General features: G+C 64.0%; 22 protein-coding genes. 10 read left to right on the forward strand and 12 right to left on the reverse strand.

Annotation, left to right across the window (positions count from 1 at the left end; translation table 11 throughout):
- Window positions 1-2: 2 nt before the first annotated feature.
- The 8 genes from EL191_RS10200 (at window position 3) to EL191_RS10235 (ending at window position 7,240) form a co-directional block, all read left to right on the forward strand.
- Complete coding sequence (locus EL191_RS10200; protein WP_041978593.1) at window positions 3-836, forward strand: substrate-binding periplasmic protein; 834 nt, start codon at window positions 3-5, stop codon at window positions 834-836.
- Between the two features lie 9 nt (window positions 837-845).
- On the forward strand, window positions 846-1,196 hold the full coding sequence (locus EL191_RS10205; RefSeq protein WP_013715141.1) for a DUF4398 domain-containing protein: 351 nt from the start codon (window positions 846-848) through the stop codon (window positions 1,194-1,196).
- Window positions 1,196-2,008: an OmpA family protein gene (locus tag EL191_RS10210; RefSeq protein ID WP_026042260.1), complete on the forward strand. Its 813-nt coding sequence runs from the start codon at window positions 1,196-1,198 to the stop codon at window positions 2,006-2,008. The genes EL191_RS10205 and EL191_RS10210 overlap by 1 nt, the downstream gene beginning before the upstream one ends.
- A gap of 181 nt (window positions 2,009-2,189) precedes the next feature.
- Window positions 2,190-3,635: an aminotransferase-like domain-containing protein gene (locus EL191_RS10215; RefSeq protein ID WP_013715143.1), complete on the forward strand. Its 1,446-nt coding sequence runs from the start codon at window positions 2,190-2,192 to the stop codon at window positions 3,633-3,635.
- An 85-nt stretch (window positions 3,636-3,720) separates the two neighbouring features.
- Window positions 3,721-5,421 carry a vWA domain-containing protein gene (locus tag EL191_RS10220; RefSeq protein ID WP_041978595.1) on the forward strand — a complete coding sequence of 567 codons (1,701 nt, stop codon included), beginning with the start codon at window positions 3,721-3,723 and terminating at the stop codon, window positions 5,419-5,421.
- Window positions 5,418-5,990 (forward strand): RNA polymerase sigma factor, encoded by a 573-nt coding sequence (locus EL191_RS10225; protein ID WP_013715145.1) that lies wholly within the window; start codon window positions 5,418-5,420, stop codon window positions 5,988-5,990. Before EL191_RS10220 ends, EL191_RS10225 begins: the two co-directional genes overlap by 4 nt.
- A complete protein-coding gene (locus EL191_RS10230) occupies window positions 5,987-6,649 on the forward strand; it encodes a hypothetical protein (protein ID WP_017363952.1) in 663 nt (220 codons plus the stop codon). Before EL191_RS10225 ends, EL191_RS10230 begins: the two co-directional genes overlap by 4 nt.
- Before the next feature lie 192 nt (window positions 6,650-6,841).
- On the forward strand, window positions 6,842-7,240 hold the full coding sequence (locus EL191_RS10235; protein WP_017363951.1) for a hypothetical protein: 399 nt from the start codon (window positions 6,842-6,844) through the stop codon (window positions 7,238-7,240).
- A 1-nt stretch (window position 7,241) separates the two neighbouring features.
- On the opposite strand, the gene EL191_RS10240 is transcribed toward EL191_RS10235, so the two are convergent.
- From EL191_RS10240 to EL191_RS10275, 8 genes are all read right to left on the reverse strand, one after another.
- Window positions 7,242-9,068 (reverse strand): long-chain-acyl-CoA synthetase, encoded by a 1,827-nt coding sequence (locus EL191_RS10240; RefSeq protein WP_017363950.1) that lies wholly within the window; start codon window positions 9,066-9,068, stop codon window positions 7,242-7,244.
- A gap of 289 nt (window positions 9,069-9,357) precedes the next feature.
- On the reverse strand, window positions 9,358-10,182 hold the full coding sequence (locus tag EL191_RS10245) for an SDR family oxidoreductase (RefSeq protein WP_041978597.1): 825 nt from the start codon (window positions 10,180-10,182) through the stop codon (window positions 9,358-9,360).
- Window positions 10,183-10,292: 110 nt separating this feature from the next.
- Window positions 10,293-12,281, reverse strand: a complete 1,989-nt coding sequence (locus tag EL191_RS10250) for an acetyl/propionyl/methylcrotonyl-CoA carboxylase subunit alpha (RefSeq protein WP_041978599.1) — start codon at window positions 12,279-12,281, stop codon at window positions 10,293-10,295.
- An 84-nt stretch (window positions 12,282-12,365) separates the two neighbouring features.
- Window positions 12,366-13,163, reverse strand: a complete 798-nt coding sequence (gene atuE / locus EL191_RS10255; RefSeq protein ID WP_017363947.1) for an isohexenylglutaconyl-CoA hydratase — start codon at window positions 13,161-13,163, stop codon at window positions 12,366-12,368.
- Window positions 13,164-13,314: 151 nt separating this feature from the next.
- Window positions 13,315-14,472, reverse strand: coding sequence for a citronellyl-CoA dehydrogenase (gene atuD, locus EL191_RS10260; protein WP_041978601.1), 1,158 nt, complete (start codon window positions 14,470-14,472; stop codon window positions 13,315-13,317).
- A 25-nt stretch (window positions 14,473-14,497) separates the two neighbouring features.
- Entirely contained in the window at window positions 14,498-16,114 is a 1,617-nt protein-coding gene (gene atuC / locus EL191_RS10265; protein WP_041978603.1) for a geranyl-CoA carboxylase subunit beta, read from the reverse strand.
- A gap of 4 nt (window positions 16,115-16,118) precedes the next feature.
- On the reverse strand, window positions 16,119-16,988 hold the full coding sequence (locus tag EL191_RS10270; protein WP_041978606.1) for an SDR family oxidoreductase: 870 nt from the start codon (window positions 16,986-16,988) through the stop codon (window positions 16,119-16,121).
- A gap of 40 nt (window positions 16,989-17,028) precedes the next feature.
- The gene (locus tag EL191_RS10275; protein WP_041978609.1) at window positions 17,029-18,834 is read right to left on the reverse strand and encodes an acyclic terpene utilization AtuA family protein; all 1,806 of its coding nucleotides are present in this window, start codon (window positions 18,832-18,834) and stop codon (window positions 17,029-17,031) included.
- Window positions 18,835-19,056: 222 nt separating this feature from the next.
- Here EL191_RS10275 and EL191_RS10280 point away from each other — a divergent pair, with 222 nt between their 5' ends.
- Both EL191_RS10280 and EL191_RS10285 read left to right on the forward strand, forming a co-directional pair.
- Window positions 19,057-19,680: a TetR/AcrR family transcriptional regulator gene (locus tag EL191_RS10280; protein WP_013715156.1), complete on the forward strand. Its 624-nt coding sequence runs from the start codon at window positions 19,057-19,059 to the stop codon at window positions 19,678-19,680.
- A gap of 171 nt (window positions 19,681-19,851) precedes the next feature.
- Window positions 19,852-20,670 (forward strand): substrate-binding periplasmic protein, encoded by an 819-nt coding sequence (locus EL191_RS10285; protein WP_172825336.1) that lies wholly within the window; start codon window positions 19,852-19,854, stop codon window positions 20,668-20,670.
- Here EL191_RS10285 and EL191_RS10290 read toward each other — a convergent pair.
- The 4 genes from EL191_RS10290 to EL191_RS10305 form a co-directional block, all read right to left on the reverse strand.
- A complete protein-coding gene (locus tag EL191_RS10290; RefSeq protein ID WP_041978611.1) occupies window positions 20,621-21,379 on the reverse strand; it encodes a CPBP family intramembrane glutamic endopeptidase in 759 nt (252 codons plus the stop codon). The two genes, EL191_RS10285 and EL191_RS10290, sit on opposite strands and share 50 nt — an antisense overlap.
- Window positions 21,380-21,447: 68 nt before the next feature.
- Window positions 21,448-21,615: a DUF2897 family protein gene (locus tag EL191_RS10295; protein ID WP_013715159.1), complete on the reverse strand. Its 168-nt coding sequence runs from the start codon at window positions 21,613-21,615 to the stop codon at window positions 21,448-21,450.
- A gap of 55 nt (window positions 21,616-21,670) precedes the next feature.
- A complete protein-coding gene (gene eutC / locus EL191_RS10300; RefSeq protein WP_041978613.1) occupies window positions 21,671-22,435 on the reverse strand; it encodes an ethanolamine ammonia-lyase subunit EutC in 765 nt (254 codons plus the stop codon).
- Window positions 22,435-23,829: an ethanolamine ammonia-lyase subunit EutB gene (locus tag EL191_RS10305; RefSeq protein WP_026042258.1), complete on the reverse strand. Its 1,395-nt coding sequence runs from the start codon at window positions 23,827-23,829 to the stop codon at window positions 22,435-22,437. Before EL191_RS10305 ends, eutC begins: the two co-directional genes overlap by 1 nt.
- Window positions 23,830-23,847 lie beyond the last annotated feature (18 nt).

Genomic DNA, 23,847 nt, shown 5'->3' on the forward strand with positions numbered 1-23,847 from the left:
CAATGCCTGAGCGTTGTCTGTTTAAGTCGCTGTTGCTGTGGTGTGCACTGGCCGTGATGCCCAGCATTGCCTTGGCCGCGGGTAAGTGCGAACGGCTGGTGGCGACCGGCAACCCCGAGTATCCGCCGTATCTCTGGCGCGATCCGCAGAATCCGCAGCAACTGGTCGGTGCCAATGTCGATATGCTCAAGCATCTGGCCAAAGAGCTGGGAGTGGTGATCGACGTGATCTATACCGGGCCTTGGTCGCGCGCGCAGGACGAAGTGCGCACGGGCCGTGTCGACCTGCTTGCAGGCGCGTTCTTGACGCTGCCGCGCCTGGAGAGCATGGACTACGTACACCCGGCATTCTTCTTCACTCCGAGCGTGGTCTGGGTGCGCAAGGGCGAAGCTTTCCCCTACGGCAGCTGGATCGACCTGCAGGGGCACACTGGCGACACGCTGGTGGGCAACAGCTTCGGTCAGCAGTTCGATACCTTTGCCAAGCAGAACCTGACGCTCGAGGGTGTGTCCAGTCTGACCCAGGCGTTCCAGAAGTTGTTGCTCGGTCGCACTGACTACGTGCTCTATGAGCGTTACCCCGGCTTGGCGCTGGCCGAGACACTGGGTATGGACGATGATCTTGAGGTGCTGGACCCGCCAATCTCCAGCGAGGGCCTTTACCTCACCCTTTCGCATAATTCGGCGTGTAACGAGCCCTGGCTGCGTGGTCAGCTGGCGCGGAAGATGACAGAAATGGTCGCCGCCGGGCTGCCTGAGCAGTTCCTGAAAAGCAATCTGGAACTGTGGAAGGCGCAGCAAATGCAGCCCGATCCGGTCGGCGACGTTACTCAGTAGGAAATTTTCGTGATTAATCGACCCCTTCCCTTGCTGCTGGCGCTGGGCCTGACGGCTTGCGCGAGCGATCCCGCGCCCACCGAGCAACTGCGCCTGACCGAGCAGGCATTGGCGCAGACCAAGTCCCTGGGTGTAGTCAGCGAGCAGTCCGAGTCGTTGCGCCGGGCTGAAGAGAAGTTCGCTCAGGCCCAGGCGGCCATGCAGGACGGTGAAAACAAACAGGCACGCCAACTCGCCGAGCAGGCGGAGCTGGATGCGCGCCTGGCCGAGGCCGAGCATCTTAATGGCAAAGGCCGCGAGCAACTGACCGAGCTCAACCAACGTATCGGCCGTCTGCGCCAGCAACTGGGGGCGATGTAATGAGGGCTTTGGTTTATCTCGGTGGCCTGGCTCTAGTCGGTGTATTCCTTAATGGTTGTGCGAGCAATCAGCCGGCGGGCGAGCAAGCGCTGGAAGAGGCGCGCCTGAGCTTCCAGTCGGTCAAGGAGGACCCCAACGTCCTACGTGCCGCGCCCAAGGACGTGATCCGGGCGGGGGAGTCGCTGGCTCGTGCCGAACGGCTTTCCAGCTACTGGGGCAGCGGCGATGATGTGCGTCATTACGCTTACCTCAGCCAGCGCTATGCCGAGATCGCTCGGCAGCACAGCGATATCAGTCTCAATCACGAGCGTGCCGCCAAGCTCGAGTTGGAGCGTCAGCGCCTGCAATTGACCTTGCGTGAGGCCAAGCTGCTCAGCGTGCAGCAGCACAACGGCTGGCTGGAAGAGCAGATGGTCAGTCTGGCTACCAGCGAGACCGAGCGTGGACTGGTCATGACCCTGGGCGACATGTTGTTCGACGCCGGTCGTGCCGATCTGCAGCCGGCGGCCAATCGCACCGTGCTCAAGCTCGTCCAGTTCCTGCAGATCAACCCACAACGACGCGTACGTATCGAGGGTTATACCGACAATACCGGTGATGCCGCCGAGAATCTCGAGCTCTCGCGGGCGCGCGCGCAGGCTGTGGCCGACTTGCTGGTCGACCTGGGCGTGGATGCCAAGCGTATTCAGGTGGTTGGCTACGGCGTGGACTTTCCCGTCGCAGAAAACGCCTCGGCACGCGGCCGGGCGCAGAATCGGCGGGTGGAGATCGTCTTTTCCGACGAGCGAGGTCAGCTGGGCGCAGAGCGTTGAGTCGCTGACACAGAATCTGAAAACCCCGGCGCGTCCGGGGTTTTTTATGCTTTGAAGATAGCGACGACTCGTCGCGTCTCCCGCAGACCTGGCCGTATCAGAAAAACAGATTGCATCTGTGCCGGTACAATTGTGTAGCAATAGGTTACTGTTATGCTCAAGTACCCAGGAGGATATCGCCATGACCAATCTGCTGCTCTATCAACGTATCGCCCAGCAGTTGGCCGAGGATATTCGTCGTGGTGTCTATCAGCCCGGTGAGCGCGTGCCTTCGGTGCGCAAGATGAGCGCCCAGCTCAATGTCAGCCATGCCACGGTGTTGCAGGCGTACGCCAATCTCGAGGATCAGGGCCTGATCCGAGCGCGGCCACAGTCGGGCTTCTACGTACATCAGACACCGGCACTGACCGCGCCGACGCCGGATATCGCCAAGGTCGAGCGGCCAGGCCTGGTCACTCGTGCCAGCATCATCAACCAGGTCCTCACCGAGTCGCGCCGCGAAGGTGTGTTCCCGCTAGGCGCAGCGGTGCCGCATGTCGATTACCTGCCGGTGCGCGCACTGCACCAGCAACTGGCCAAGGTTACCCGTTTTCACAGCCCGCGCGCCTTCAGCTACATGTTCAGCCCCGGTTTCGAGCCGTTGCGCCGCCAGGTGGCGATCCGCATGCGCGATGCCGGCGTGGTGGTCGACCCGTCCGAGGTGGTGATTACCCACGGCTGCGTCGATGCGCTGCAGATGAGCCTGCGCGTGCTGACCAAGCCGGGCGATCTGATCGCGGTGGAGTCGCCGACCTACTACGGCTTGCTGCAACTGGCAGATCTGCTGGGGCTCAAGGTCATCGAGATCCCTTGCGACCCGACCACAGGCATCAGCCTCGAAGCGCTGCAGTTGGCGGCCAACCAGTGGCCGATCAAGGCGCTGGTGCTCACTGCACGCCTATCCAATCCACTGGGTGGCACCATCCCCGAGGAGCGTCAGCGCCAGTTGCTGCGCCTGGCAGGTGATTACGATTTCCAGATCGTCGAGGACGATATCTACGGTGAGCTGATGTTCGAACAGGGGCCGACCAAGGCGCTGAAATCGCATGATCGCGACAGCCGGGTGATCTATTGCTCGAGCTTCTCCAAGACGCTTTCGCCCGGGGTGCGCATCGGCTGGATCGTCGCCGGCAAGTATCAGGACGAGATCCAGCGGCTGCAGACCTTCTCCACCCATTCGGCGTGCAGCGTTACCCAGATGGCGGTGGCGGCCTACCTGGAGAATGGCGGGTACGACCGTCACCTGCGGCATATCCGCCAGGAGTACCGCAAGAACCTCAGTGCCTTCCAACTGGCGGTGCAGCAGTATTTCCCGGTCGGTACGCAAATGACCCGGCCCAAAGGCGGCTTCATTCTCTGGGTCAGCCTGCCGGCACGGGTCAACACCAAGGATCTGCACGTGCGTGCGCTGCAACAGGGCATCTCCATCGCGCCGGGGCTGATCTTCAGCAACACCGAGCAGTTCAACCACTGCGTGCGCCTCAACTGCGGCATCCCGTGGAACCGCGAGGCCGAAAGAGCGCTGATGACCTTGGGCATGCTGGCTACGCAGCTATGCCAGGAGGCGGGCGGTTCCTGGGAAGATTGAAATAACCCTCCAGGCTTAACCCGCTTCATCGAAGGTCTGCGTCTACCTGAGCGAAGGTCTCGTGCCATTGCTCAGGAGGTGCACCATGCCCGTTTATTCTTCGCTGCTCGTTCGTCCATTCGCCGTCGGTTTTTCGGCGGGTACATTGCTCCTACTCGTCGCCTGCAGCGCCTCTGGCCCGGAGCCGGAAGCCCAGGCCAATTCGGAGCCGGCGCCGTCACTCGTACGTGAACGCCTGGCTGCGCCTGCGGCGGCCGAGATGCATGTCGAGGCCAGTCAGAAGCGCATGGCGCCGATGGCCTACGCGCCGGCCCCCATCGCCGATATCCTGCCGCCGAGCTACCGTGATGAGTCGCGCGAGCAGTACCAAGCCTATGCCGACAATCCGGTATTCGCCGTTGCCGAAACGCCGGTGTCCACCTTCAGCATTGACGTCGACACCGGTAGCTATGCCAACGTGCGGCGCTTCCTCAATGACGGGCAACTGCCACCGAAGGATGCCGTGCGACTCGAAGAGCTGGTCAACTACTTCCCCTATGCCTATCCGTTGCCGCAGGGGGATGTGCCTTTCGGCGTCAGCACCGAACTGGCGGTGACGCCGTGGAACCCGCAGACGCGTCTGCTGCGCATCGCCATCAAGGCATCGGATCGCAGCGTCGAGGAGCTACCGCCGGCCAACCTGGTGTTTCTGGTCGATGTGTCCGGGTCGATGCACCGCCGCGAAGGCCTGCCCATGGTGCAGGGCACGCTGAAGTTGCTGGTCGATCAGTTGCGCCCGCAGGATCGGGTGTCACTGGTTACCTACGCTGGTGACAGCCAGGTGCTGCTGGACTCCGCGCCAGGCAGCGATAAGGCGAAGATTCGTGCGGCCATCGATCAACTGACAGCCGGTGGCTCGACGGCGGGCGAGTCGGGCATTCAGCTGGCTTACCAGCAGGCGAGCAAGCACCTGATCGATGGCGGCATCAACCGCATCCTGCTGGCCACCGATGGGGACTTCAACGTCGGCATCAGCGGCTTCGACAGCCTCAAGCAGTTGGCTGCTGACAAGCGCAAGAGTGGTGTTTCGCTGACTACCCTGGGTTTTGGCGTGGACAACTACAACGAGCGCCTGATGGAGCAACTGGCCGACGCCGGCAACGGCAACTACGCCTACATCGACAACCTGCGCGAGGCGCGTAAGGTGTTGGTGGATCAGCTCAGCTCGACCCTCGCCACCGTGGCCAGCGACGTGAAGCTGCAACTGGAATTCAACCCGAGCGAGATTAGCGAGTACCGCTTGCTGGGCTACGAGAACCGCGCACTCAAGCGCGAGGATTTCAGCAATGACAAGGTCGATGCCGGTGATATCGGCGCTGGTCACACCGTCACTGCGCTATACGAGATTGTCCCCGCCGGCGGCAAGGGCTGGCTGGAGCCGCTGCGCTATCAGGCCGCGACCTCGCCAGCGGGCAAGACGGGCGAACTGGCCTGGCTGCGGATTCGCTACAAGGCGCCGGGGGAGGTGAGCAGTCGACTGCTGGAACGCCCCATCGCGCGTGCCGAGGCCAAGCCGATGAACTCCGCCAGCGAGGATCTGCGCTTCGCCGCTGCGGTCGCGGCCTTCGCCCAGCAGCTCAAGGACGGTCGTTACACCGGTGACTTCGGTCTGGCGCAGAGCATCGAGCTGGCGCGCTCGGCCAAGGGTGAGGATCGCTTCGGCCTGCGTGGCGAGTTCATCCAACTGGCCGAAATTGCCCAGAGCCTGCACACTTCCGGCTCCACCCCTGCACGAGTTCAGCAGTGAACGTACCTCTCACGGATGACGACGCCGCTCTATTGCGGCGTTACCGCCGCGGCGATGCCGCGGCCTTCAACGCGCTGTACCAGCGTCATCGGCCGGGCTTGTTCCGCTTTCTGCTCGGCCTGTGTGGCGACCATGCCCTGGCCGAGGAAGTGTTCCAGGAAACCTGGATGAGCCTGATCCGCAGCCAGAGCGAGCAGCGCGAGGCGGTGCTGTTCAAGACCTGGCTGTACCAGATCGCCCGCAACCGCCTGATCGACCACTGGCGCAAGACGGGCCGTCATCAGGCCGGACATGACGAGTATGACGAAGGCCAGCACGCCCAGGCCGACCCGCGACCCGGCCCCGAGCAGCAATGGAGCTTGAGCCGCGATAGCGAACGACTGCAGGCGGCACTGGCCGATCTGCCGGAAGATCAGCGCGAGGTGTTCCTGTTGCGTGCTCATGGCGACCTGGAACTGAACGAGATTGCCGAGTTGACCCGCACACCGGCCGAGACGGTCAAGAGCCGTCTGCGCTATGCCCTGCAGAAACTGCGCCGGCTGCTGGCCACCGAGGAGTTGTCCGCATGACCCATGAACGAGAACCGCTGGATCACGAACAAGAGCTGTTGGCGCATTTCCGTGCCCATGGCAGCGGTGAACCCTCTGCCGAGATGGATGCACGTATTCTGGCGGCGGCCAGTGCGGCTGCCCGTGAAACGCAGCAGGCCGCCAAGGCTGAATCGAGCTGGGCGCAGCGCTTGCACCAATGGCTGTTTGGCAGCGGTCGCCAGCGCTGGTCGGTGGCGGTAGCCGGTCTGGCTTGCCTGGGGATCGGCGTCAGCCTGACCTGGCGTACGCTGGAGCAAACGCCTGAGGCCTTCGATGCCGTGCCGCCGAGCGTGGCGATGAGCCCTGCCGCGCCAGCACCTGCGCCGATGGCGGCCAAGCGTGCGGCCGAGACTGAATCGATGGCGCGTATGGCTGTTCCTCAGGAGCGCATGAGGAGCCAGGCCCCTTCTACCGATAGAGCGGAGGCACCGATGGCCAGCGCGGCGGCAATTGCTCCGATGGCAGAACTGGTGATCCAGAGCGAACCACGCGAGGCGTTGCTGCGTCTGCTGGAGCTGCGCAAGGCCAATAAGCAGGAGGAGGCGCAGCGGTTGCTGGAGCAGCTCAAGGCCGATTATCCGCAACTGGATATCGAGGCCGAGCTCGAGCATCTGGCTAAGGAGCCGTCAGCCGAATGAGCTTCCGGGTAAAAGTCGTGTAAGTCGACTTGTCAGGCGCGCCCAGGCGGAGGAGCATGGGCACGTTACTGATCGAGTTACCCTTGTCCCATGATGCGTAAGTCCATTTTACTGTTGCTGTGTTTAGGGCTCCTTAGTGCGTGTGAGCGTGCGCCTGAGCCTGTTGCGCAGCAGCCTGCACCTGAGCCCGCAGTGTTCACCGCGCCTGAGCCAGCGCCCGTTGCCGAGGTTGCCAAGCCCAAACCGGTCGAACCTGCACCGCCTGCCAAGGTGGTCGAAAACAAACCCCTGCCTCCCGCCAAACCGCCCGTCGCCGCCAAGCCCAAGCCTGCTGCGGCACCACAGCCCAAGACAGCCGAGCCCGAATCGAAGCTGGCGCTGGATCTCAGCGTGCCGCAGGAACTGTTCGAGCAGGCACTGGAAAGCGAAACCCACGAAGAGCTCTCGCCGGTGCTGCCACCGCTGTTTGGCGAGAAACCCGAAGTCCAGAGCCCGTTCCAGATCAGCGGTCGGCTGATCAGTAACGAGCGAGTGGATGACTACTGGGATTCCATCGAAGGCGCCGAGGTGCAGTTCGAGTTCAAGCAGTAGCTCAAAAGCGATAACGCTGCTGCTCGATGGCCGCATGGGTTTCACGACTCAGCGGCTGGAAGCTGTCTGCGCCGGGCAGGCGCACGTAGAGTGGGCCATCGACCTGGTTCGGGTCATAGCCGGCCTGCTTCAGGTCGGTCTTCTTGTACTTGAAGGTGCCAGTGGTCTCGACTTCGCCGAGTAGGCGCACGAACAGCGGCGCGGCGTAGGCCGGCAGCTCCGCATCCAGGTGAGCGGCCAGCGCCGCGCCATCCAGCACGCAACCCGGCGCCAGGCGCAGCGCGGCCATGCCGCAACGGCCATTGGTGCCGGGAATCTCCACGCCGTAGACCACCGCATCTTCCACGCCGGGGAAGGCGCCCAGCACATTTTCCACCTCGGTGGTGGAGACGTTCTCGCCTTTCCAGCGAAAGGTGTCGCCGAGGCGGTCGACGAATTGCGCATGCTTGCAGCCGATGTCGCGCATCAGGTCGCCGGTGTTGAACCAGGCGTCGCCCTTCTTGAACACGTCGCGCAGGATCGCCGCCTCGCTCTTGGCGGGGTCGGTGTAGCCGTCGAACGGCCACTTGGCGCTGATCTCGCTGATCAGTAGGCCGGCTTCGCCCTTGTCGGCCTTCTGCAGGAAGCCATTGTTGCCGCGCACGGGGCGGTCGTTCTCCAGGTCGTAGCGGACGATGGCGTAGGTGGCCGGTGTGTAGCCGACGGTATTGTCGAAGTTGAAGACGTTGGTGAAGCCGATGTTGCCTTCGCTGGAGGCATAGAACTCGGTGATCTGCTCGACGCCGAAACGCTGCTTGAACTCGGCCCAGATCGAGGGGCGCAGGCCATTGCCGATCATGCAGCGCAGGCTGTTGCCTCGTTCTGCTGGATGCTCGGGCTGGTTGAGCAGATAGCGGCACAGTTCGCCGATGTAGCCGAAACAGGTGGCCTGGTAGCGCGCCACGTCGCTCCAGAAGGCGCTGGCGGAGAACTTGCGGCGCAGGGCGATGGCCGCGCCGCCGGCCAGTACTGCGCTCCAGCACACAGTGACGGCATTGTTGTGGTAGCAGGGCAGGGTGAGGTAGAGCACGTCGCGTTCGTTCAGGGTCAGGCCGGAATGGCCGAAGCCCCCGTAGGCCTTGATCCACTTGCCATGGCTCATAATCGAGGCCTTGGGCAGGCCGGTGGTGCCGGAGGTGTAGATCAAAAAGCAGGCGTCCTTCATGCGCACATGCTGGCTATCCGGCGGATTGTCCTCGGCCTGGCCGCTGGCGATCTGCGTGAGGTTGAGCCAGCCGTCCGGCGCCTCGCCGGGATCACGCAGGCAATCCTGGTCGGCGATCCAGTAGCGGCACGCCTGCTGGTTATGCAACTGAGCGGCGATTTCCTCGAAGGCGCCGCGCAGTTCGTCACCGATCACCAGAAAGCCGGGCTTTACCAGGTTGAAGCTATGCGCCAGTACCCTGCCGCGCTGGGTGGTGTTGATCAGAGCGCCGACCGCGCCGAGTTTGCTCAGCGCGGCGAGGATCGCCAGCAGTTCCAGGCGGTTTTCCAGCATCACCGCGACCACGTCGCCATGGCCGACGCCCTCGGCCTTGAGCGCCCAGGCCAGGCGGTTGGCCCAGGCATTAAAGGCGCGATAGCTGAGCTGGCGGTGTTCATCCATCAGCGCCGGGCGCTCGGGGTGGCGCTCGGCGGCGCGCTGCAGCGCCCAGGCTAGCGACAGATTCTTCTCGCGGTTACGGATGCCGGCGTAGTAGAGGCCACGCAGCATGCGCGGTACACGCGGCAGGTGTTGCGGCAGGTGGGCCAGGAAGCGGAAGGGCGAAATCAGATCGGCTTGGCTCATGGGGCTCGCACTTGGCTGTTATGAATTGGAGGCGAGTTCTGACTCTAGTCAGCCACACGCGCAGCAACCATGGCTCTGCTGCGCCGAGCGGCGGGCAGATCGGCAAATAGCCTTGCCGTTCGTAGGGTGCGCCGTGCGCACCGGGCCAGGCGCAAATCCCAAGGTTGTCTCGGTGCGCGCTGCGCACCCTACGGGTCAAGGCGCCCCGTAGCCCGGATGCAATCCGGGTAGATCCGTGCATGGGATCCCCGGATTGCATCCGGGCTACGAAGCCGACGCATCCGAGGCCTCAATCGACGAACAGATCCGGCACCAGGCTGCCGCCCGCGGGATCGAAGCGATACGGCTCGAAATCGCTGACGCCCTGTTCGCGCAGGATGTCCTCGTCGATCAGCAGGCGGCCGGTGTTGCTGCGGCCCTGGCTGGCCAGGATCGCGTGGGCTGCGTCGGCCATGATCGCTGGCGTGCGCGCGCGCTTGAAGGCGTCGCGGCTGCCCAGTTCGAACTCGATGGCGGCAGTGGCGATCATGGTCTTCGGCCACAGCGAGTTGACGCTGATGCCGTACTTCTTGAACTCCTCGCTCATGCCCAGGGTAAGCATGCTCATGCCGTACTTGGTGACGGTGTAGGGGCCGTGCTGGGCGAACCACTTGGCGTCGAGGTTGAGCGGCGGGGAGAGGTTGAGGATATGTCCGCCGGCGCTCTTCTTGAGATAGGGCAGGGCCGCCTGGCTGCAGACCATCACCGCGCGGGTGTTGATCTGGTACATCAGGTCGAAACGCTTGGGTTCGAGTTTCTCCACGCCCACCAGCTTGATGGCCCCGGCGTTGTTGATCAGCGCATCGATGCCGCCGAAGTGCTCGGCAGCCTGGGCCATGGCGGCTGCCACAGCCTGTTCGTCACGCACGTCCAGTTGCAGGGCCAGCGCCTTGCCGCCAGCGGCCTCGACCTCGGCGGCGACGCTGAAGATGGTGCCTTCAAGTTTTGGGTGCGGCTCGGCGCTCTTGGCCGCGATGACGATGTTGGCGCCATCGGCGGCGGCCTTGAGGGCGATCTCGCGGCCGATGCCACGGCTGGCGCCAGTGATGAACAGGGTCTTGCCGGAAAGTGACATGGGCGTGCTCCGGTATTGTTGTTATGGGGCTGTGGGAAGGGCCGGGCGGCGATCCGCTTTAGCCGCGATGAACAACGCTCGCGGCTAAAGCCCCTCCCACGGTGATGTGGTCAAACCTCGGCGGCTTCGATCTCCACCAGCAACTGGCGATTCTTCACCTGGTCGCCCTGGCTCACGCCGACGCGGCGAACGATGCCGTCGACGCCAGCCTTGAGCGGGTGCTCCATCTTCATCGCTTCCAGCACCACCAGCAGTTGTCCCTTGCTCACGCTGGCACCCTCGGCGATCAGTACGTCGACGATGGCGCCATCCATCGGTGCCTTCACCGCGCCGCTGCTGGCGGCGTTCTGCCCACCGGCTGGCTCGTGGGTGACATCGACCAGCTCCAGGTTGCCGTGTTCACCATACAGCCACAGGTGTTCGCCTTCGATGTGGTAAGCCTGGCGGCGGCGTACGCCGTCCAGCTCCAAAGTCAGCCAGCGGCCGTCGCTGGCCAGTAGGCGCAAGGACAGCTGTTCCTCGCCCCGGCGCACGCAAAGGTGCGCTTGGGCACCGCTGGCGAGCACGTCCAGCTCCACAGTGTGCTTGTGTTCGCCCTGCTTGAGGACGAAACGCCAGGGCGCGCTGCCGGCGCTGCGCCAGCCGGACAGGCCGGGTTGGTGTGCACGGGCGTCGGCCGAGACCTGATAGAGCAGGGCGGCGGCCATGGCCAGTTCGGCCAGGCTGGCGGTGTGCGGGTGCAGGCTGGGGTCATCAGCGAAGTGTTCGGCGATGAACGCCGTAGTGGCGTTGCCGGCAGCGAACTCCGGGTTCTTGAGCAGGTTGGCGAGGAAGCGCTGGTTACCGTTGACGCCAAGCAGTACGCACTGCTCGACCGCGCGCACCAGCTTGCGCCGGGCCTCGTCGCGGGTTTCGCCGTAGGCGATGACCTTGGCCAGCATCGGGTCGTAGAAAGGGGTGACGGCCTGGCCCTCGACCACGCCGTGATCGATGCGCACACCGGCCAGCAGCTCGGGCTCCCAACGCAGCACCTGGCCGGTTTGCGGCAGGAAGCCGGCGGCCGAATCCTCGGCGTACAGGCGCACTTCCATGGCATGGCCGGTGAGGCGAATGTCGTCCTGCAGCAGCGGCAGGGGCTGGCCCTCGGCTACGCGAATCTGCCAGGCCACCAGATCCTGCCCGGTGATCAGCTCGGTCACCGGGTGCTCGACCTGCAGGCGTGTGTTCATTTCCAGGAAGAAGAATTCGCCGCTGGCGTCGAGCAGAAATTCCACGGTGCCGGCGCCGACGTAGTTGACCGAAGCTGCAGCCTTGACCGCCGCTTCACCCATGGCCTTGCGCAGCTCCGGCGTCATGACCGGGCAGGGTGCTTCCTCGACCACCTTCTGGTGGCGGCGTTGCACCGAGCAGTCGCGTTCGCCCAGGTAGACGATATTGCCGTGCTGGTCGCCGAACACCTGAATCTCCACGTGGCGTGGGCGGATCACTGCGCGTTCGAGGATCAGCTCACCGGAGCCGAAGGCGTTCTGCGCCTCTGAGCGGGCGGTGCGGATCTGCCCCAGCAGTTCGGCGGATTCGTGCACCAGACGCATGCCGCGACCACCACCACCGGCGCTGGCCTTGATCATCAGCGGGTAGCCGATGCGTTCGGCTTCGCTGGCCAGGGTGTCATCATCCTGGGCGGCGCCTTCGTAGCCGGGGATACAGGGCACGCCGGCGTCACACATGGCGATCTTGGACAGGCGCTTGCTGCCCATCAGGTGGATGGCTTCCACGGTCGGGCCGATAAAGACGATGCCGGCTGCTTCACAGGCGCGGGCGAAATCGGCGTTCTCGGAGAGGAAGCCATAGCCGGGGTGAATGGCGTCGGCGCCGGTCTTGCGCGCGGCTTCGATGATGGCGCCGATGCGCAGGTAGGACTGGTTGACCTGGGCCGGGCCGATGCACACGGCTTCGTCGGCGATCTGTACGTGGCGAGCGTCGGCATCAGCCTCGGAGTACACCGCCACGGTGCGGTAGCCGAGTTCGATGGCGGTGCGCATCACCCGGCAGGCGATCTCGCCGCGGTTGGCGATCAGGATCTTGTTGAATGCGGGCATCTTTGTGCTCCTGTGGGGCGATCCCCGGATTGCATCCGGGCTACGTTCTATTTGTTCCCTCTCCCCTTGGGGAGAGGGGAGCTACTACTGAGCCCACTTCGGCTTGCGCTTCTGCACGAAAGCCATGGTGCCCTCGACACCTTCGGCGCCGGTCACAGCGGCGGCGAACTGTTCGGCAGCGCGGTCGAGCAGCGGGCCGAGTGCTTCACGTTCGCTGGCCAGCAGCAGGGCCTTGGTCTGGGCGTTGGCCTGCGGCGCACACTGACGAATTTGCTCCAGGATCTCGTCCAGGCGCTGTTGCAGGGCAGCTTCATCCTGCTCGCAGTAGTGCACCAGGCCCAGACGCAGGGCCTCGGCACCGTCGAAGCGGGCGGCGGTCAGGGCCAGGCGGCGTGCCTGGGTCAGACCGATTCGGTGGACGACGAAGGGCGCGATCTGCGCGGGGAGGATGCCCAGCGTGGTTTCCGGCAGGCCGAACTTGGCGCCGCTGGCAGCGATGGCCACGTCGGAGACGCAAGCCAGGCCGAAGCCACCACCCAGTACGGCACCTTCCAGCACGGCCACCAGTACCTGCGGCGCGGCCTGGGCTTCTTCCAGCAGCGCACCGAAGGCGCGGTTCAGCTCGCGGTAAGCATCGCCACCCTTGGCGCGTGCACCGGCCATGTCCTTGATATCGCCGCCGGCGCAGAAATGGCCGCCAGCGCCGCGCAGAACGAGGGCGCGCACGTTCGGGTCATGACGCACGGCCTCCAGCGTGGCGCGCAGTTCGCCGACCATGGCCAGGCTCATGGCGTTGCGGCTGTCCGGGCGGTTGAGGGTGACGTGCAGCACGCCAGCGTCGAGATTCAGCAGCAGGGTTTCGCAGTGGGGCAGGTCGCTCATGGGGGCACCTTTAGATCGTTCCCACGCTCCGCGTGGGAATGCATTTGGCGACGCTCTGCGTCGCTGGGACGCGGAGCGTCCCGTTATGGGTTCCCACGCGGACGGTTCGACGCCTCGACGTGGGAACCATCAGCTCGCAGAATCGTTCCGGCTATTTTTTCTTTCCGGGCAGAATGCCCATCAGCTTGCAGATGATGCCGAGCATGATTTCGTCGGCACCGCCGCCGATGCTGACGAGGCGCACGTCGCGGTAGGCGCGCGACACCGGGTTGTCCCACATGAAGCCCATGCCGCCCCAGTACTGCAGGCAGGCATCGGATACCTCGCGGCCCAGGCGGCCGGCCTTGAGCTTGGCCATCGACGCCAGCTTGGTCACGTCGCGGCCCTTCACGTATTGCTCGGTGGCCTGGTAGACCAGCGCGCGCAGGGCTTCGATCTCGGTCTGCAACTCGGCCATGCGGAAGTGGATGACCTGGTTGTCGATCAACGGCTGGCCGAAGGTGTGGCGCTGCTTGCAGTAGTCGATGGTGGTGTCGACGCAGTGTTCCAGGCCCTTGATCATGTTGGCCGCGCCGAACAGGCGCTCTTCTTGGAACTGCAGCATCTGCATCATGAAACCGGCGCCTTCGTGGCCGATGCGATAGCGCTGCGGCACGCGCACGTTGTCGAAGAACACCTGGGCGGTCTCGGAGCTGCGCATGCCGAGCTTGTCCAGATGCGGGCTGACGCTGACGCCCGGGGTCTTCATCGGCACCACGATCAGCGACTTGTTGACGTGCGGCTTGTCGTCGCTGGTGTTGGCCAGCAGGCAGATGAAGTCGGCCGACGGCGAGTTGGTGATCCACATCTTGCTGCCGTTGATCACATAGTCGTCGCCGTCCTTGCGCGCAGTGGTCTTCAGGCCCGCCACGTCGGAGCCGGCGCCGACTTCGGAGACGCCGATGCAGCCGACCATCTCGCCGGTGATTGCCGGACGCAGGAACTCTTCGCGCAGCTCATCGGAGCCGAAGCGGGCCAGGGCCGGGGTGCACATGTCGGTCTGCACGCCGATGGACATGGGGATACCGCCGCAATGGATGGTGCCGAACTCTTCGGCGGCGACGATCGAATAGCTGTAGTCCAGGCCCATGCCGCCGAATTTCTCCGGCTTGGAGATGCCCAGCAGGCCCAGCTCGCCGGCCTTCTTGAAAATGTCATGAATGGGGAAGCGGCCTTCCTTTTCCCACTCATCGACGTGCGGGTTGATTTCCTTGTCGACGAAGTTACGGACTGTACGGCGGAGTTCTTCGTGTTCCTGGGTGAAGATCATTGTTGTTGTGCTCCGATGATGAGGGTCAGAAACGGGCGACGCCGAAACGGTTGGATTTCAGAGGCCGTAGGTTGGCTTCGGCGCAGATGTCCAGCAAGAAGCCCAGCAGCTTGCGCGTATCACGTGGGTCGATCAGGCCGTCATCCCACAGGCTGGCGGTGCCATAGAGGGCGGTGGACTGGCTGTCGAGTTTCTGCGCAGTGACTTGCTCGAGCATGTCGAGCATTTTCGGATCGGCTTCCTTGCCCTCCTTGGCGTGCTTGTCCTCGGTGACGATGCGCAGCACCTTGCCGGCCTGGGCGCCGCCCATCACGGCGGTGCGGCTGTTGGGCCAGGCGAAGATGAAGCGTGGGTCGAGGCCACGGCCGCACATGGCGTAGTTGCCTGCGCCGTAGGAGCCGCCGACGACGATGGTGAGCTTGGGCACAGTGGCGTTGGCCACGGCCTGGATCATCTTCGAGCCGTGCTTGATCACGCCGTTTTGTTCCGATTCCGTCCCGACCATAAAGCCGGTGGTGTTGTGGAAGAACAGGATCGGCGTGTTGCTCTGCTCGCACAGCTGGATGAACTGCGCTGCCTTGGCCGCACCCTGCGGGGTGATCGGGCCGTTGTTGCCGATGAAGCCGCAGGCCTGGCCTTCGATCTGCAGGTGGCCGCAGACGGTCTGGCTGTCGAACTCGTTCTTGAAGTCGAGGAACTCCGAGCCATCGGCGATACGCGCGATGATCTCGCGTACGTCGTAGGGTTTCTTGGCGTCGGCCGGCACCAGGCCGAGCAGTTCCTCGGTCGGGTACAGCGGTTCGCGCCAGCTTTTCGCCGGACGCGCCGGCAACTGCTGGTTCCACGGCAGCATGCCAAGAATCTCGCGCGCCAGGCGTACGCCGTCGGCGTCGTTCTCGGCCAGGTACTCGGCGGTACCGGCGACCTGGGCGTGCATCTCGGCGCCGCCGAGTTGCTCGTCGGTGGCGATCTCGCCGGTGGCTGCTTTAAGCAGAGGTGGGCCGGCCAGGAACATCTTGGCCTTGCCGCGCACCACTACCACGTAGTCCGAAAGGCCGGGCTGGTAGGCCCCGCCGGCGGTGCTGGAGCCATGCACCACGGTGATCTGCGGCAGGCCCATGGCGGACATCCGCGCCTGGTTGGCGAAGCCGCGCGCGCCTTCGACGAAGATGTCGGCGGCGTAGTTGAGGTTGGCGCCGCCGCTCTCGGCCAGGGTCACCACCGGCAGCTTGTTCTCGACGGCGATCTGCTGCAGGCGCAGCGACTTCTTCAGGCCGGTGGGGGAGATGGTGCCGCCCTTGATCGCGCTGTTGTTGGCGATCACCAGGCAACGCACGCCGGCGATGTAGCCGATACCGGCGATGATGCCACCACCGGCCTGGCTGCCATCCTTGTCGTCGTGCAGCTTGTAGCCGGCCAGCGAGGACAATTCGAGGAAGGGCGCGCCGGCATCGAGCAGCAGGTTGATGCGTTCGCGCGGCAGCAATTGGCCGCGCCTCTCGAACTTGGCCTTGGCTTCCTGCGCCTTGTCGAGCACCTTTTGTTCGACGTCGCGGAAGGTCGCGATGGCTGCCAGCATGGCTTCGCGGTTCTGCGCGAAGGCTTCGCCATGGACATCGATTTCCGATTGGATCACGGGCATCGCCTTACTCCTGATCTTTCAGTACGTCGGGCACGTAGGCCCGGTGGAAACCGTTGTAGGACTCGCTGTTTCTCGCCTTGCCCAGCGTCCAGGCGCGGGTGCCCTGGCTGGCGGCACCATCGATGCGGATGGTGTTGCCGCTGATGAAGTTGGCGCCGGGGCTGAGCAGGAAGACGATGGCCGAGGCGACCTCTGACTCGCTGCCGATGCGCTGCAACGGCACGTGATCCTTGAGGTTGCGGATCATGTTCTTCATCGACTCGGGGTAGGTATCCATGCCGCTGGAGGCGATCCAGCCCGGCGCCACGGCGTTGACCCGCACACCGGCGTGGCCCCACTCGTAGGCGGCGGTCTTGGTGAAGTTCTCCATGCCGGCCCGCGCTGCGCCCGAATGGCCCATGCCGGGCATGCCGCCCCACATGTCGGCGAGCATGTTGACGATGCTGCCGCCGTGTTTGCTCATGCTCTGCAGGAAGACTTCCTTGGCCACCAGAAAGCCGCCCACCAGGTTGGTGCGTACCACGGTCTCGAAGCCTTTCTGGTTGATGCCGATCAGCGGCGCGGGGAACTGGCCGCCGGCGTTGTTCACAAGCTGATGGATGCGCCCGCGCTCCCTGATCACCGCGCTGACCATGGCCTTCACGGCTTCTTCGTCACGGATGTCGCAAACCTGGAAGCTGGCGCTGCCGCCGTCCTCGGTGATCTCGGCGCAGGTCTTCTCCAGCTTTTCCTGCTTGCGCCCGACCAGCACCACATGGGCGCCGAGGTGGGCCAGCTCGTGGGCCACGCAGCGACCGATGCCGCTGCCACCACCGGTGACCAGGATGGTCTGTTCATTGAACAGGCCAGGTTTGAATACGGAGTCGTAGCTCATTGTTCTTGTTGTCCTGAGTGATTGCGGTGCGCGTGGCGCGCTACGAGACGGTTGCAGTGTTCAGGCTGTCGGCCAGCGCCTTGGGCACCGGCACCGGGAACTCCAACAGTTGCTGGGCGAACGCCTTGCCCTGCGGGTCGATGCGTAGGCTGGCGACGCCACCACCGCCCAGTGCGTTTTCCAGCAGAAAGTTGAGGCTGTGGCTGCCCGGCAAGTACCAGCGGCTGACGCGGCCTTGCTCGGCGTCCAGGGTATGCGTCATCCAGTTGGCCACGGCTTCGGGCGTCAGCGCAGCAGCGATCCATGCCAGGTATTCGGGCTTTCTGGCCATCACGCCGATGTTGCTGTGGTTGCCCTTGTCGCCGGAGCGGGCCACGGCCAGGCGGATCAGCGGCACGGCCGCGTCGGCTTCACCCATCGGTACGGGCAGGGCGGCTGGCGCACGGAGTTGGGCTGGGTCGAAAGTATCGACCTGCGGCAGGGCGACCGGCTGGCGTTCGCCGTCGATCTCGACGCTCAGGGCGCAGGCACTCTTGTCCACCAGGAAGCTGAACAGGCGGATCACCGGGTAGACGGTTGGGCGGCCACCGACGATGCCGGTCAGACCCGGCGCCATGCCGGTGGCAGCCTGGGCGATCTCGCGGGAGAACAGGATCAGCGCCTCTTTCTTGGCATGGCGTGCGGCGATCTTCACTACCACTTCACGGCTGTATTTGCGGTGAGCATGGACGCCATAGGTGGCTTCGCTGCCGAGCAGCTCGACGCTGACCTCCTGGTAAGGGCCCCAGCCGCGCTCGGCGAACATATCTTCAGTCTTGTTGATGATCGCCTCGGCAACGCGCTCAGCCTTGGCCACGGCATCGATGCCGGCCAGCAGGAAGCTGGCGGTGCAGCGGAAACCGTCCGGGTGCGTGGCGCTGACCTTGTACTGGTCGGTCGGTGGCAGGCCGCGTGCGCCCTGCAGCTGCACGCGGTTGTCGCCAACCTGGCTCAGCTCGACCTGGGTGAAGTCGCAGATCACGTCCGGCAGGAGATAAGCGCGCGGATCGCCGATCTCGTAGAGCATCTGCTCGCCAACGGTAAAAGGCGTGACCAAGCCGCCGGAACCATCCGGCTTGGTCACGACGAAACGGCCATCGTTTTCAACTTCGACGATGGGGAAGCCGATGTGCTCGTAGTCCGGCACGTCGCGCCAGTCGGTGAAGTTGCCACCGGTGCACTGCGCGCCGCATTCGATGATGTGTCCGGCCAGCGCGGCCTGGGCCAGCTTGTCGTAGTCGCTCCAGGCCCAGCCGAACTCGTGCACCAGAGCGGCGCTGACCACCGCGCTGTCGACCACGCGACCAGTGATGACGATATCGGCGCCCTGTTCCAGCGCGGCGACGATGCCCGGTGCGCCGAGGTAGGCGTTCACCGAAACGCAGAAGGGCGGCAGCGCGGCGCCAGTGAACATCTCGCGGGTGCCGGCCTTGACCAGCTCGCCGAGCTTGGGTTGCAGGTTGTCACCGTGCAGCACGGCGATCTTCAGGTTCACCCCGGCCTGCTCACAGGCTGCGCTCAGGGCGGCGGCGCAGGCCATCGGGTTAACCCCACCGGCGTTACTGATGACGCGGGTTTTTTTCGCTGCCAGTTCGCCCAGCAGAGGCGTGAGCACTTCGACGAAATCGCGGGCGTAGCCGTCGTCCGGCTTCTTCATGCGGGCGCCGGCCATGATCGACATGGTGATCTCGGCCAGGTAGTCGAACACCAGGTAATCCAGTTCGGCGCCGCGAACCAGTTGAGCGGCAGCGGTGGACGTGTCGCCCCAGAAAGCGGAGGCGCAGCCGATGCGTACGGTTTTGGTCATTGGAGTTGGCCCGTCACACATTTGAGAAGGTGAGTTCACACTACCAAGCAAGCGCTTGGTTGAAAAGTGGTAAAACACGACAAACTGGCCAAAAGTGCGGCCAAGCGCTTGCTTGGTTAGCTGGCGCCGCATACATTTCATCAAGCAAGACAAGCACTTGCCGGCAGCATGAAGAATTCATCAGAACAATCGCCGAGCAGGGCAACCAGGGGAGAAGTCAGCGTGGACGAACACAAAGCCCAGGCCGTGATGCAGGAGCTGGTCGACAGTGGCCAGGTAACCGATCCGGACAGTGCCCGCGGCAAGCTGCTACAGATGGCCGCACACCTGTTCCGCAGCAAGGGCTACGAGCGCACCACCGTGCGTGACCTGGCCGCAGCCATTGGCATTCAGTCAGGCAGCATCTTTCATCACTTCAAGAGCAAGGAGGAAATCCTGCGCTCGGTGATGGAGGAAACCATCGTCTACAACACCGCCCTGATGCGTGCTGCGCTGGCCTCGGCGCAGGGTACGCGCGAGCGTTTGCTGGCGCTGATCCGTTGCGAACTGCAGTCGATCATGGGCGGGACCGGTGAGGCCATGGCCGTGCTGGTCTACGAATGGCGTTCGCTCTCGGACGATGGCCAGGCGCAGGTGCTGGCCCTGCGTGATACCTATGAGCAGATCTGGCTGACGGTGCTGGGCGAGGCGCGCGATGCTGGCTACTTCAAGGGCGACCCTTTCATCCAGCGGCGTTTTCTCACCGGAGCACTGAGCTGGACCAATACCTGGTTCCGTCCGCAGGGGCCGATGAGCCTGGACCAATTGGCCGAAGAGGCGTTGTCACTGGTGTGCAAAGACCTGTAGCCGATTCGGGCAGAGCAAACAAACCCACGCAGCGTGGAGCACTATTGAGGCGACTTGGGGCTATCGTCTGCCATCGCGTAACAAAGTGCTGGCGCCATAAAATCCATCTAGTCGGTCAAGAGAGAGTCGGGTAGGCTGCACTTCACTGGCAGAAGGAATTGGGGATTCGAGATGCGGCATACGCGGCGCTGGGTTCATGGATGTGTGGGTGCCTTGTGTCTGTTACTTGCCGGTTTTCTTTGCGCTGCCGAGGTGGTCAAGGTCGGTGGCGCGCACTTTCCGCCCTATGTGATCAAGTCCAACCTGCAGGAGTCGAGCGGGCTTCTGCCGCAATTGCTCGAAGCGCTCAATAACGCGCAGAGCGAATACCACTTCACCATGTTGCCCACTGCCATCGTGCGCCGTTTCGGCGACTTGCAGCGTGGGCGCATCGACATGGCGATATTCGAGAACCCGCAATGGGGGTGGCAGGATATCGATGCCGAAGCCATCGACATGGGCCTGGAGGATGCCGAGCTATTCGTCGCCAGGAATGAAGAGCTGCGTGACCAGGCATACTTCGAACAGCTCGCAGGCAAGCGCCTGGCACTTTATCGGGGTTATCACTACGGGTTCGCCCAGTTCAACAGCGATCCGGAATTCCTCAGCAGCACCTTCAACGCCAACCTGGGGCATTCCCACGACAGCAATCTGTTGATGGTGATACGCGGACGCGCCGATGTCGCGCTGGTGACACGTTCCAATCTCTACGATTTCCTCGAACGCAATCGCGATTACGCCCGCCAACTGCTGATTTCCGAGCGAATCGATCAGGTCTATCGCCATCATGCGATGCTTCGCCGCGGTGCGCCGATAAGCTCCGAGCGCTTTGCTGCCCTGCTCGAGCAACTGCGCGTCAGCGGTGAATTGCAGCGCATCTTCTCGCCTTACCGCATTGCCGTCATGCCAGTCTTAGCGGATAACTCAGCAATAGAAAGTGCACAAGATTGACGGCAGCGTGCAGAGCAATGGCCAGGCTTATCCGGCCGCTGTAGTGGAAGGCCAGCCCATAGCCCAGTCCCGCCAAGGCAGCCACCATCGCGAATAGCGTGCTGAAGGGCAGGTGGGCTACGCCGAACAGGCCTGCAGTCAGCAGCAAGCCGGGCCAGCTACCCAGGCGTTTGACCAGTACAGGCTGCAGTACGCCGCGAAACAGTAGCTCCTCCGCCAGCACCGCCGCGCCAAGATTGACTGCCAGCCACAGCAGTACGCCTTGCGGCCATTTCGGCTGCCAGGCGACCAGCCCCAATGCCATGGCGAGAACCGGTATCAGCGGCAGAGTTGCGAGGCACGCCAGCCAGGCCAGTTTCAGCGATATAACGGGCCGGCGGCTTTGCCCCAGCCACCAGGCTAGCAGAGCGGTGCCGAGCAGCAGCTTGTCCCAGGACAGGCGCAGCGCGTAGGGCGGTGCGTCAGGGCTGATCTGCCGTGGTTGCCACAACGTCCAGGGGCTGAAACCCGGTAGCAAGTGAGCCGCCAATGCGATGCCAGCGACAAGCACCAACGCTTGCCACAGCCACGCCGGCAGGCGCCGTTCGCCAAGCAGGATCAGGACGCAGGCAGCCGTGCCAAGCAACAGACCGACCGGCTGGATAAAACCCAAGGCATGACCCAGCGCCAGGGTGAAGGCCGGTAGCAGCAGCCGCAGATGCAGGGGCATGGCGCCTCCTCAGGAGAAGGAGGCGCAGTTTAGCAGGCTGTCAGAGTAGAGATGACGTACAGGACGGATCAGCGCTCTCGGCTGTCCTTGGCGTCCTGTTCGACGTTGCGCTCGTGAATACGCTTGAGCTGTTCCTCGGTCAGCGGCAATTTCTTCGCCGTGTCGCGTAGCAGCAGGAGGCTGCCGAGGATGGAGCCCAAGGCCAGGATCAGGATGAGCCAGGCATACCAGGGCATGATCGATTCCTCTTGCGGGTAAGGACCTCCACCATACCCGCTCGCAACCGGCTTGTCAGGCCGGTAGCTCGCGCACCGGCTGCAGGTTGCTGTCGTCCTTGAGCGATACGCCGCTGAGTTGCAGGCGCAACGCCTGGCGCGTCAGGTAGTTGAGCTTGTGCGCCGCCAACTCGTAGGGCAGGCCTTCGGGGCGCACGTTGGAGATGCAGTTGCGCGCGCTGTCCAGGCAGCCTACCCGTGGCGCATGGGTCAGGTACAGGCCCAGGCTGTCCGGTGAGGTCAGTCCCGGACGCTCACCGATCATCACGATGACCAGGCGGGCACGCAGGGCTTCGCCGATGCCGTCGCCAATCGCCACACGGCCTTGTTCGGCCAGCACCACTGGTGTGTTGGCCCAGTCGGTATCGAAGCGATCGCGAAAGGCTTGCAATAGCGGCAGGGCATGGCGTTGTACGGCGACGGCCGAGAGACCGTCGGCCAGCACGATGGCGATTTCTGGTGCAGGCAATTCGTGTTGCAACTGTACCTGACAGTCGCCGTGCAGGTGGCGGCCATGATCCGGTCGCAGCAGGTAGGTCTGCCGGTCCTCAGCATTGCTGCGTACTTTCAGCACCCGGAAACCGGCGGTATGAAGTTGATGCTTGAGCTCGGCGAAATCCAGCGGCCGATGCACCGCATCGCGCGCCTGGGCGTGTGCCAGGCCGAATTTGAGCACCTCGCGGGTGGGCAGGCTGCAGCCAACGCGGCCAAGCGCGATGCGCGCCGAGGTATGCGCGCGCAACTCGTCCCAGGGATTGTGCTGGATCAGGTCGTTGCTCATCACGCGGCTCCCGAGATATGCGGCAGTTGCTTGAGCAGGTGGTGGCCGCGGCCGATGTCGCGCAGGCGGCCTGTTGGTTCGGTAATGGCCATGCGCGCCAGCCAGGCGTCGAACTCCGGTGCACGTTTCAGGCCCAGTACGCTGCGCAGATACAGCGCATCGTGGAATGAGGTGCTCTGGTAGTTGAGCATGATGTCGTCGGCGCCGGGGATGCCCATGATGAAGTTGATGCCGGCTGCGCCAAGCAGGGTGAGCAGGCTGTCCATGTCGTCCTGGTCGGCTTCCGCGTGGTTGGTGTAGCAGACGTCGCAGCCCATCGGCAGACCGAGCAGCTTGGCGCAGAAATGATCCTCCAGCCCGGCGCGGATGATCTGCTTGCCGTCGTAGAGATATTCCGGGCCGATGAAGCCGACCACGGTGTTGACCAGCAATGGGCGGAACTCGCGGGCTACGGCGTAGGCGCGCACCTCGCAAGTCTGCTGGTCGACGCCATGGTGGCCGCCGGCCGACAAGGCGCTGCCCTGGCCGGTTTCGAAGTACATGACGTTATCACCCAACGTCCCGCGCCCCAGCGCCAGCGCGGCCTCGTGGGCCTCGCGCAGGATTGCCAGGGAGACGCCGAAACCGGCGTTGCTGGCCTCGGTGCCCGCGATGGACTGGAACACCAGATCGATCGGTGCGCCGGCTTCGATGGCCTGGATCTGTGTGGTGACGTGGGTCAGCACGCAGCTTTGCATGGGGATTTCGAAGTGCTGGCGCACCTCGTCCATCATTTGCCACAGGCGCATCAGTGTCGGCAGCGAATCACTGGCCGGGTTGATGCCCACTGTGGCGTCGCCGGAACCGTAGAGCAGGCCGTCGAGCATGCTGGCGGCAATGCCGCGCACATCATCGGTGGGGTGGTTGGGCTGCAGGCGCACGGCCAGGTGACCGGGCAGGCCCAGAGTGTTGCGAAAACGGCTGATCACCTGGCATTTGCGCGCCACCAGAATTAGGTCCTGATTGCGCATCAGCTTGCTCACCGCCGCGACCATTTCTGGTGTCAGCCCAGTGGCCACTGCGGTCAGTCGCGTGCTGTCGGTTTTCTCCAGCAGCAGCCAGTCACGCAGGTCGCCGACCGTGAGGTGGCTGATCGGGGCGAAGGCGGCGGCGTCATGGCGGTCGATGATCAGGCGGGTGACTTCGTCCTGCTCGTAGGGAATCAGCGCCTCGTCGAGAAAACACTTGAGCGGCACATCGGCCAGCGCGAGCTTGGCCGCCATGCGTTCTTCATAGGTCGCGGCAGCGAGCCCGGCCAGGTAATCGCCGGAACGCGCAGGGCTGGCCTTGGCCAGTAGCGTCTTGAGGTCGGCGAAACGGTAGACGAGGTTGCCGATGGTGGTCTGGTAGGGCATGGCTGCAACCCGTGGCAA

This window comes from Pseudomonas mendocina, from assembly GCF_900636545.1.
Taxonomy (GTDB): domain Bacteria; phylum Pseudomonadota; class Gammaproteobacteria; order Pseudomonadales; family Pseudomonadaceae; genus Aquipseudomonas; species Aquipseudomonas mendocina.